Origin of the sequence: Microbacterium sp. 13-71-7, from assembly GCF_002257455.1 — a bacterium.
Lineage (GTDB): Bacteria > Actinomycetota > Actinomycetes > Actinomycetales > Microbacteriaceae > Microbacterium.
In genome coordinates this window covers 1-8,127 of the sequence record NZ_NCKN01000189.1, presented here as the reverse complement: position 1 = coordinate 8,127, position 8,127 = coordinate 1, and the positions used below count along the sequence as shown (strand labels likewise).

Genomic DNA, 8,127 nt, shown 5'->3' with positions numbered 1-8,127 from the left:
GCCGCGCAGCACGAACAGCACGCCGAGCGCGCTGTAGCTGAGTCCGTTGATCAGCAGCATGAGCGCGGCGAGGCGCACGACCTCGTCGGAGCCGTCGCCGATGAACACGCGCACCATCGAGGATCCGAACAGCACCAGCAGCGCGCCGAGCACGACGGCCGTGATGACGGCCATCCAGATCGCCTGCGTGACGCCCCGGCGGATCCGGTCCGGCCGGCGTCCGCCGAGGTTCTGCGCCGCGTACATCGAGGCGGCCAGGCCGATCGAGGAGAGGAAGGCGACCGCGATGCTGTCCACGCGGGAGGCGGTCGTGTAGGCGGCGACGGCGTTCGGGCCGAGCACGTTCAGCGCGACCTGCACGGTGATCGTGCCGATCGCGATGATCGAGGCCTGGAAGCCCATCGGAAGGCCGAGGCGCAGGTGCTGCGCGATGTCGTCGCGGGTGATCCGCCAGTCGGCCCGGTGCACGTGCAGCACCGGGAGCTTGCGCCAGACGTACACGAGGCAGAGCGCGACCGAGACGCCCTGCGCGACGACGGTCGCCCATGCCGCTCCCGCGACGCCCCACTCGAAGGTGCCCACCATGAGGATCACGAGCACGATGTTCAGCGCGCACGAGACGGTGAGGAACACGAGCGGGGTGCGGGAGTCGCCGATCGCGCGGATCACGGCGGAGAGGTAGTTGAAGAACATCACCGTGCTGCCGCCGATGAAGGTGACCTGCGTGAACACGGTCGCCTCCGGCATGAGCACCTCCGGCGTCTGCAGCAGGGCGAGCAGCGGCGCGGTCACCAGCGGGGCGCCGACCGAGATGACGATGCTCGTCGCGGCGGTCAGCAGCGTGCCCGTGGCGACGGATCGGCGCACCGCGGCGTGGTCCCCCGCGCCGAAGGACTGCGCCGTCGGGATCGCGAAGCCGCTGCTGAGGCCCCACGCGAACCCGATCAGCAGGAAGATCAGGCTGCCGGTGGCGCCCACGGCCGCGAGCGAGTCGACGCCGAGATGCCGGCCGACGACGATCGCGTCGGCGAACTGATAGAGCTGCTGAACGACGTTGCCGATCAGCAGGGGGACGGCAAAGGCAAGGATGACGCGCCAGGGGCGGCCGGTGGTGAGGGGCGTGGCCATGTGTGCTCTTCGGGGGACGGAGGTGAGCGGAACCGAGCAATCCTATCGAATCGATTCGATTCTGTCGATCCAATCATCGGATCTTTCTGACCGGGTGCCCCCTCAGCCCGCGCGGCGCTCGGCGCGCGAGCAGCACCACCCCGTGCGGCGCCCGGTGCGTGAGCAGCATCCGTCAGCGCGCGTGCGGGTGGTCGCCGAAGCCCCGGTGCACGTCGGGGTCGATCCCGTGCGCCGAGGCGAGGCGGGAGATGAGGGCGGCGAACGCCTCGCGCTCCCCGGGATCCAGCGGCCCGAGGATGTCGGCGTTCTGCTGCTCGGCCGCCGCGCGCAGCCCCTGCAGCGCGGCGCGGCCGGCGTCGGTGAGATCGAGCCTGTGATGCCGGCGGTCGTCGGGGTCACGGGTGCGCGAGACCAGCCCCGCATTCTCGAGCGCATCGACGAGCACCACCACGCGACTGGGGACCGCGCCGAGGCGATCGGCGAGCGCGCGCTGGCTGAGTCCGGGATTGCGCGCCAGGATCCGCAGCGCTCCGGCGGTCGCCGGCGTGAGACCGGCCGGCTTGACGAGTTCGGCGAAGCGCGCGGCCGCGAAGGATCCGAGCTGGGAGAGGAGGAAGCCCGTGCGCTCGGGTCGGCGAGGGGTGTCCATCACCTCAGCATAGTCCCTTGACAGAATGATTCATAGCGTGCATCGTTTTACACATGACCGAATGTTCGCAGCGCTCCCGCCGACCCGGCGGACCCCCCATCGGCCCGCTCGCGATCGTGACGTTCGCACTCACGATCGCCGGCGTCGTCACCCTGCTCGCGGGGACCGGATCCGCGCCTGCGCCGTTCGCTCCCGCCGCCGACATCGCGGCCTGGTACGCGGCGCACGCCCTGCCGATCCGCATCGCCGCGACCCTGCAGCTCGGCGCGGCAGTGCCGCTCGGGATCCTCGCCGCCTCCGTCTACGCACGGCAGCTCCGACTCGGCGTGCGGGTGCCCGGTCCGGTGATCGGGCTGTACGGCGGCATCGCCGCCTCGCTTCTGCTGCTCGTCTCCGCCCTGGTGACGTGGTCGATCGCCTCCGGATCCGACCCCGTCGATCCGGGCACGACCGCGGCGCTCGGCAGGCTCGCCTTCGGCCTCGGCGGCGTCGGCTACGCGGTGGGCATGGGTCTGCTGATCGCCGGCATCGCGGTCCCCGCGTACATCCTGCGGCTGATACCGCGGTGGCTCGCCCTCGTCGGGCTCGTCATCGCCGCGGCAGGCGAGGTGTCGTTCCTCTCGCTCGTGCTCGATCCGCTGCAGGCCCTGCTGCCGGTCGTCCGCTTCGGCGGTGGCGCCTGGCTCATCGCCGCGGCGTTCCTCCTCCCCCGGGACCGGCCCCGCCGGGATCCGCGTCTCGTCGCGACGGAGGGCCGGCCGTGAGCTGCGCGATCGTGGTCGGCGCGAACGGTGCGATCGGAGAGGCGGTCGCTCGGCGGCTCGCCGGCGAGGGGCACCGGATGCTCCTCGTGGCACGGCGGCAGGAGCCGCTCGACGCTCTCGCCGCGCAGCTGCGGGCGTCGGGGAGCGATGTGACGGGGGGCGCGTTCGACGCCTCGGAGCAGCGCGCGCTGGAGGACTTCCTCGCCCTCCACGCGCCGGACGGGATCCAGGTCGCCGTCAACAATCTCGGCGTCGCGCACATGCCGCGGCCGCTCAGCGCGATCGACGACGCCGAGCTGGAACGGGTGATCGCGGTGGATCTCCTGGGGCTGGCGCGGTGCCTGCGGGCCGAGCTCGCCGCGATCAGCGACGGCGGGGCCGTCGTGAACGTGTCCTCCACCGCGGGCATCGGCGGGGCTCCGGGGATGTCGGCCTACGCGGCCGCCAAGCACGGAGTGGTCGGCCTCACGCGCACGACCGCCCTCGACGAGGCCGCCCGTGGCGTGCGGGTGAACGCCGTCGCCCCCGGCCCGATCGCCTCCGGGCATGTGCTCACCCAGCCCGCGGAAGTGCGGGAGCACATCGGCCGGTTCGTGCCGATGCAGCGGATGGGCCGCCCCGAGGAGGTCGCGGAGGCGATCGCCTGGCTCGCGTCTCCTGCCGCCTCGTTCGTCACCGGCGTCGTCCTGCCCGTCGACGGGGGGAAGACCGCCGCGGCCTGAGCCCTCGCGACCGACACGCCTCACGCCCCGCTGCGCCGGGTCCCCTCGACGCAGCCGGATCCGCCCTGGCTTGATCCGCCCTGCGCGATCCGCCCTGCCTGATCCGCCCTGCCTGATCCGCCCTGCTTGATCCGATCCGATCCGAATGGAGACACTCATGGATCCCCTGTCCCTGCTGCGCGAGTTCCTCGTGCTCGTGCACCTCGTGGGCTTCGCGCTGCTGCTCGGCGGCTGGGCGGCCCAGGCCGTGCGCCGACGCTACGTCACCACGACCCTGTTCCGCACCGGGCTGGGGGTCATGATCGGGTCGGGGCTGCTGCTCGCGATCCCCTTCCCCGCCGGGGTGCACCTGGACTATCTCAAGCTCGGGGTGAAACTCGCCGTCGCCCTGGCGATCGGCGGCGCCTTCGGTGTCGTCATCACCCGGGAGCGCGCCGGCCGCCCGACGGCGGGAGCCTTCTGGACGATCGGCGCGCTCGCCGTCCTGAACGCCGGCATCGCGATCTTCTGGCACGGCGCCTGACCGGAGGCTGTCGTCCGCTCCCGTCGCGAAAAGTGCCGGCATGCGGCGCTCAGAGCGACGGTTTTCGGGACGGGAGCGGATCAGCGGGCGGGTGGAAGCGGATCAGCGCGGGGTGGTGTCAGCGGAAGCGGCGCAGCCTCAGGCTGTTGCCCACCACGAAGACGCTCGAGAACGCCATCGCGGCTCCGGCCAGCATGGGGTTCAGCAGGCCCAGCGCGGCGATCGGGACCGCCGCCACGTTGTACGCGAAGGCCCAGAACAGGTTCGTCTTGATCGTCCCGAGCGTGCGGCGGGAGAGTCGGATCGCGTCGGCCGCCGTCCGCAGGTCGCCGCGCACGAGCGTGATGTCGCTCGCCTCGATCGCGACGTCGGTGCCCGTGCCCATCGCCATGCCGAGATCGGCCGTGGCGAGGGCCGGGGCGTCGTTCACGCCGTCGCCCACCATCGCCACGACGCGCCCCTCCGCCTGCAACCGGGCGACCACGTCGACCTTGCCCTCCGGGAGCACCTCGGCGATGACCTCTTCGATGCCGACCTCCGCGGCGATCCGGCGGGCGACCGCCTCGTTGTCCCCGGTCAGCAGGATCGGGGTGAGGCCGAGGCGCTTGAGCGCGGAGACGGCCTCGGCGCTCGTGGGCTTCACGGTGTCGGCGATCACGACGACGCCGCGGGCGGATCCGTCCCACCCGACCGCGACGACCGTCTTGCCGCCGGCCTCTGCCTCGGCCTTCGCGGCCGCGACCCTCGGGCTCAGGGTCTGCGCCCAGTCCGCCAGCAGAGCCTCGCGTCCCACGAGCACGGCACGGCCGTCGACGACGCCCTGCACGCCGCGACCAGGGATGTTCTGGAAGGACTCGACGGACGACCTTTCGTCTCGTCGCTGCGCTCCTCGCTCAGGGACCGGAGCGGCGGCCGCCGCGCGGGCCACGGCCTGCGCGATCGGGTGCTCGGACGCGCTCTCCACCGCACCGGCCAAGCGCAGCAGCTCGGCGGGATCCGTGCCGTCCTCGGCGATGACGTCCGTGACCTCCATGCGGCCGCTCGTCACCGTCCCGGTCTTGTCGAGCACGATCGTGTCGACCTTGCGGGTCGACTCCAGCACCTCCGGACCCTTGATCAGGATCCCGAGCTGCGCCCCGCGACCGGTTCCCACGAGCAACGTCGTTGGGGTGGCGAGGCCGAGGGCGCAGGGGCAGGCGATCACGAGCACGGCCACGGCGGCGGTGAAGGCCGCCGTCGCGGGGAATCCCGCGCCGAGCCACGCCCCGAGCGCCACGACGGCGATCGCGATCACGATCGGCACGAACACTCCGCTGATCCGGTCGGCGAGGCGCTGCACCTCGGCCTTGCCGGTCTGCGCGTCTTCGACGAGACGCGCCATCTGCGCGAGCTGCGTGTCGGATCCGATCCGCGTGGCGCGCACCACCAGGCGTCCGCCCGCGTTGACCGTCGCTCCCGTCACCGCGTCACCTGCGCCGACCTCGACCGGCACGGATTCGCCGGTGAGCATCGAGGCGTCGACCGCCGACGTCCCGGCGACGACGATGCCGTCGGTGGCGATCTTCTCTCCGGGACGCACCACGAACTCTTCGCCGACGGCGAGCTGGGCGATCGGAATCAGGACCTCCTCGGTCTCCGACCCGATCCCGCCCCCTGAGCCCGTCACAGGGCGGAGCACCGCCACGTCCTTCGCGCCGAGCTCGAGCAGTGCGCGCAGCGCCGCCCCCGCACGCCGCTTGGAGCGCTTCTCGAAGTACCGGCCGGCCAGGATGAACACGGTCACGCCCGCGCCCACCTCGAGGTAGATGTTGCTGCTGCCGTCGCCGGCCTGCAGGGCGAACGAGAACTCGTGCCGCATGCCGGGCATGCCGGCGGTGCCGAAGAACAGGGCGTACAGCGACCAGCCGAACGCGGCGAGCGTGCCCATCGAGATGAGCGTGTCCATGGTCGCGGCGCCGTGGCGCAGGTTCAGCCACGCGGCGCGATGGAACGGCCAGGCGCCCCACACGATCACGGGCGCGGCGAGCGCGAGCGAGGCCCACTGCCAGTGGGTGAACTGCAGCGCGGGGATCATCGCCATCGCGATGACGGGCACGGCCAGCACCGTGCTGATGATGAGCCGGGTGCGCAGGGAGCTCAGCTCCGGGTCGGCGGGTTCCGTCGTGGGCTCACCCGGGCCGTCCGAGGGCGCTTCCGCGACCGGCGGCGCCGGGAGCACCGCGGAGTAGCCGATGTCCTCGACCTGCGCGATGAGCGTCGCGGGATCGAAGCCGTCCGGCAGGTCGACCTTGGCCTTCTCGGTCGCGTAGTTCACGGTGGCCGTGACGCCGTCGATCCTGTTCAGGGTCTTCTCGATGCGGTTCGCGCAGGAGGCGCACGTCATCCCGCCGATCTCGAGCTCCACGCTGTTCGCGTTCATGGGTGCATCTCCTTCCGGGTCGGTCGTGTTCGGGGCGGTCAGTGCTGGTGCGGGGTCTTGCCCGCGCCGTCTTCCGCGTCCAGCACGAACGACGCCGTGCGCACGGTCCCGTCGAGCTGGAAGTCGAAGTAGAGCAGGTAGCGGCCGGCAGTGGGCACGTGCGCGGCGAAGCGGACGTCGGGCCCGGACGTCGCGTCCGCGCCTGCCGGGGCGGCGCCTTCCGGGTGCACGTGCAGGTAGGCGAGGTCGCCCTCGCGCAGCGCGACCAGGTGCCCGAAGGCGCCGAGGTACGGCTGCAGCGTCGTGACGGGCGCCCCGTCGCGTCGCACCGTCAGGGTCAGCTCCGAGGAGGATCCGGCGACCAGATCGCCGGTGATGGCGACGTCGAGACCGTCGACGCTCGTCCGGGCGCTCGTCGCGGGGACGACGGGGGCGAAGGATCCGGCGACCTCGACCGTGCGCGTGAGCGTGACCGGATCCGCACCATCCGCCGCGAAATCGGCGAACACCCGGTACGAACCCGCGGCGTCCCAGGTCCAAGGGATGCTCCACGTGCCGGTGCCCGCGTCGAGGGTCGGGTGCACGTGCCGGAACTGCGCGCCGTCGCTGCGGACGACGATGAGGTGCAGGTCCTTCTCGTGCTGCGGCGTGTAGGCCGTGACCGGAGCGCCGGATCCGTCGAGGATCCGGAAGCTCAGCGTCGCCTGTACCCCCACCGCGACGGGCGCGGAGACCGGGCCCAGCGTGTACCCGCCGGCGGCGAGCGACACGCCCGCGGTCGTCTCGGCCGCGGCGTGCGCGCCGTGAGCGGACTCCCCCTGTGCAGCGCTGCCGTGCGCGTCGTGCCCGTTCATGCCGTTCTCCTCCTGTGGTGTGCTGTGCTCCTGCTGTGCGCTCTGCGCCGCGGCCTCTCGCGGGGCGACCAGTCCCGCGGCGCCGAACGCCACGGCGAACGCCGCCGCGAGCCCGGCGCCGTAGAGGCCCAGTCGTCCCGCGGTGTTCATCAGGCCCGGACCGCCCGGTATCCGGCTTCGTCGACGGCCGCGAACACGATCGCGTCGTCGAGGGGGGCGCTCGCCGTGATGGTGAGCGAACCGTCGGCCGCGCTCACCTCGACGGCGTCGACGCCGGCGATCTTGCCGACCTCGCGGCGCACGGACATCTCGCAGTGCCCGCAGGTCATCCCGGTCACCTGGTACTCGGTCGTGGTCATGTCATCTCCTTCGGTCGATACCCCGTCCGGGTATCCGATATCCACAACCTTATACCCCCTGGGGGTATTCCGCACGCGTCGAAGAACTTCTCCACGGCACGCAGAACCGCGGATCAGAAGGCGCCGGCGCGTCGCACCGGCATGAGGTCAGTGCAGCGCGCCGTCGGCGTCGACCACGCGCCACGCGTGCAGTCGCACGGCGAGGCCGGCCCTGGTCGGCGCGCACACGAACGGTCCGGCCTCGGCGGAGGCCCCGGCCGGGAACGGCAGCACGCGGACGAGCTGGAGCGGCGCTCCGGCGAGTCCGGCGCGCACCGTGAGCGCATCCGCTCCGCGGCTCACCCGCACCAGGATCCGGCGGTCCGCCCACTCCGGCACAGGGGCGAGCGACCAGTCGGACATCCCCTCGGTGACGACGGCGCCGACCTGCGGCCGTCCGTCCGCGAACTCGACGCCCGCCTTGACCCAGCGCTCGTCCGAGACGCGCACGAAGACGCCCGCCTGGTCGAACTGCTCGGAGAACGCTGCGGTGAACTCGACCTCCACGGCCGTGTCGACGTCGAAGGACGCGAGGAGCGCGTGCTCGCTGTCGTGCACGAAGCCGTATGACGTGATCCGCCAGGCGTCACTGCCTTCGACGGCGGTGACGACGAGGTCGCTCCCCTCTTCCACGACCCCCGCGGGCTCGTGGGTCCAGCGTCCGTCCAAT

At 72.3% G+C, this 8,127-nt stretch carries 9 protein-coding genes; 3 read left to right on the top strand and 6 right to left on the bottom strand.

Annotated features, from left to right (window positions below):
* Both B7X32_RS15775 and B7X32_RS15770 read right to left on the bottom strand, forming a co-directional pair.
* The coding region (locus B7X32_RS15775) for an MATE family efflux transporter (RefSeq protein WP_292721662.1) at positions 1–1,128 on the bottom strand (1,128 nt) is incomplete at its 3' end.
* A gap of 172 nt (positions 1,129–1,300) precedes the next feature.
* Positions 1,301–1,777 carry a MarR family transcriptional regulator gene (locus B7X32_RS15770; protein WP_292721659.1) on the bottom strand — a complete coding sequence of 159 codons (477 nt, stop codon included), beginning with the start codon at positions 1,775–1,777 and terminating at the stop codon, positions 1,301–1,303.
* A 53-nt stretch (positions 1,778–1,830) separates the two neighbouring features.
* Here B7X32_RS15770 and B7X32_RS15765 point away from each other — a divergent pair, with 53 nt between their 5' ends.
* The 3 genes from B7X32_RS15765 (at position 1,831) to B7X32_RS15755 (ending at position 3,786) form a co-directional block, all read left to right on the top strand.
* On the top strand, positions 1,831–2,541 hold the full coding sequence (locus B7X32_RS15765; protein WP_292721656.1) for a hypothetical protein: 711 nt from the start codon (positions 1,831–1,833) through the stop codon (positions 2,539–2,541).
* Positions 2,538–3,263 (top strand): SDR family NAD(P)-dependent oxidoreductase, encoded by a 726-nt coding sequence (locus B7X32_RS15760; protein WP_292721653.1) that lies wholly within the window; start codon positions 2,538–2,540, stop codon positions 3,261–3,263. Before B7X32_RS15765 ends, B7X32_RS15760 begins: the two co-directional genes overlap by 4 nt.
* Positions 3,264–3,420: 157 nt before the next feature.
* Entirely contained in the window at positions 3,421–3,786 is a 366-nt protein-coding gene (locus B7X32_RS15755; protein WP_292721650.1) for a Fe-S protein, read from the top strand.
* A 118-nt stretch (positions 3,787–3,904) separates the two neighbouring features.
* Here B7X32_RS15755 and B7X32_RS15750 read toward each other — a convergent pair whose 3' ends face one another.
* The 4 genes from B7X32_RS15750 to B7X32_RS15735 all read right to left on the bottom strand — a co-directional run bounded on the left by B7X32_RS15750 (position 3,905) and on the right by B7X32_RS15735 (position 8,126).
* Positions 3,905–6,205 (bottom strand): heavy metal translocating P-type ATPase, encoded by a 2,301-nt coding sequence (locus tag B7X32_RS15750; protein ID WP_292721648.1) that lies wholly within the window; start codon positions 6,203–6,205, stop codon positions 3,905–3,907.
* 38 nt (positions 6,206–6,243) lie between these two features.
* Positions 6,244–7,209 carry a heavy-metal-associated domain-containing protein gene (locus B7X32_RS15745; RefSeq protein WP_292721645.1) on the bottom strand — a complete coding sequence of 322 codons (966 nt, stop codon included), beginning with the start codon at positions 7,207–7,209 and terminating at the stop codon, positions 6,244–6,246.
* Complete coding sequence (locus tag B7X32_RS15740) at positions 7,209–7,418, bottom strand: heavy-metal-associated domain-containing protein (RefSeq protein ID WP_292721643.1); 210 nt, start codon at positions 7,416–7,418, stop codon at positions 7,209–7,211. The genes B7X32_RS15745 and B7X32_RS15740 overlap by 1 nt, the downstream gene beginning before the upstream one ends.
* Positions 7,419–7,565: 147 nt before the next feature.
* On the bottom strand, positions 7,566–8,126 hold the full coding sequence (locus B7X32_RS15735) for a DUF1349 domain-containing protein (RefSeq protein ID WP_292721640.1): 561 nt from the start codon (positions 8,124–8,126) through the stop codon (positions 7,566–7,568).
* Position 8,127 lies beyond the last annotated feature (1 nt).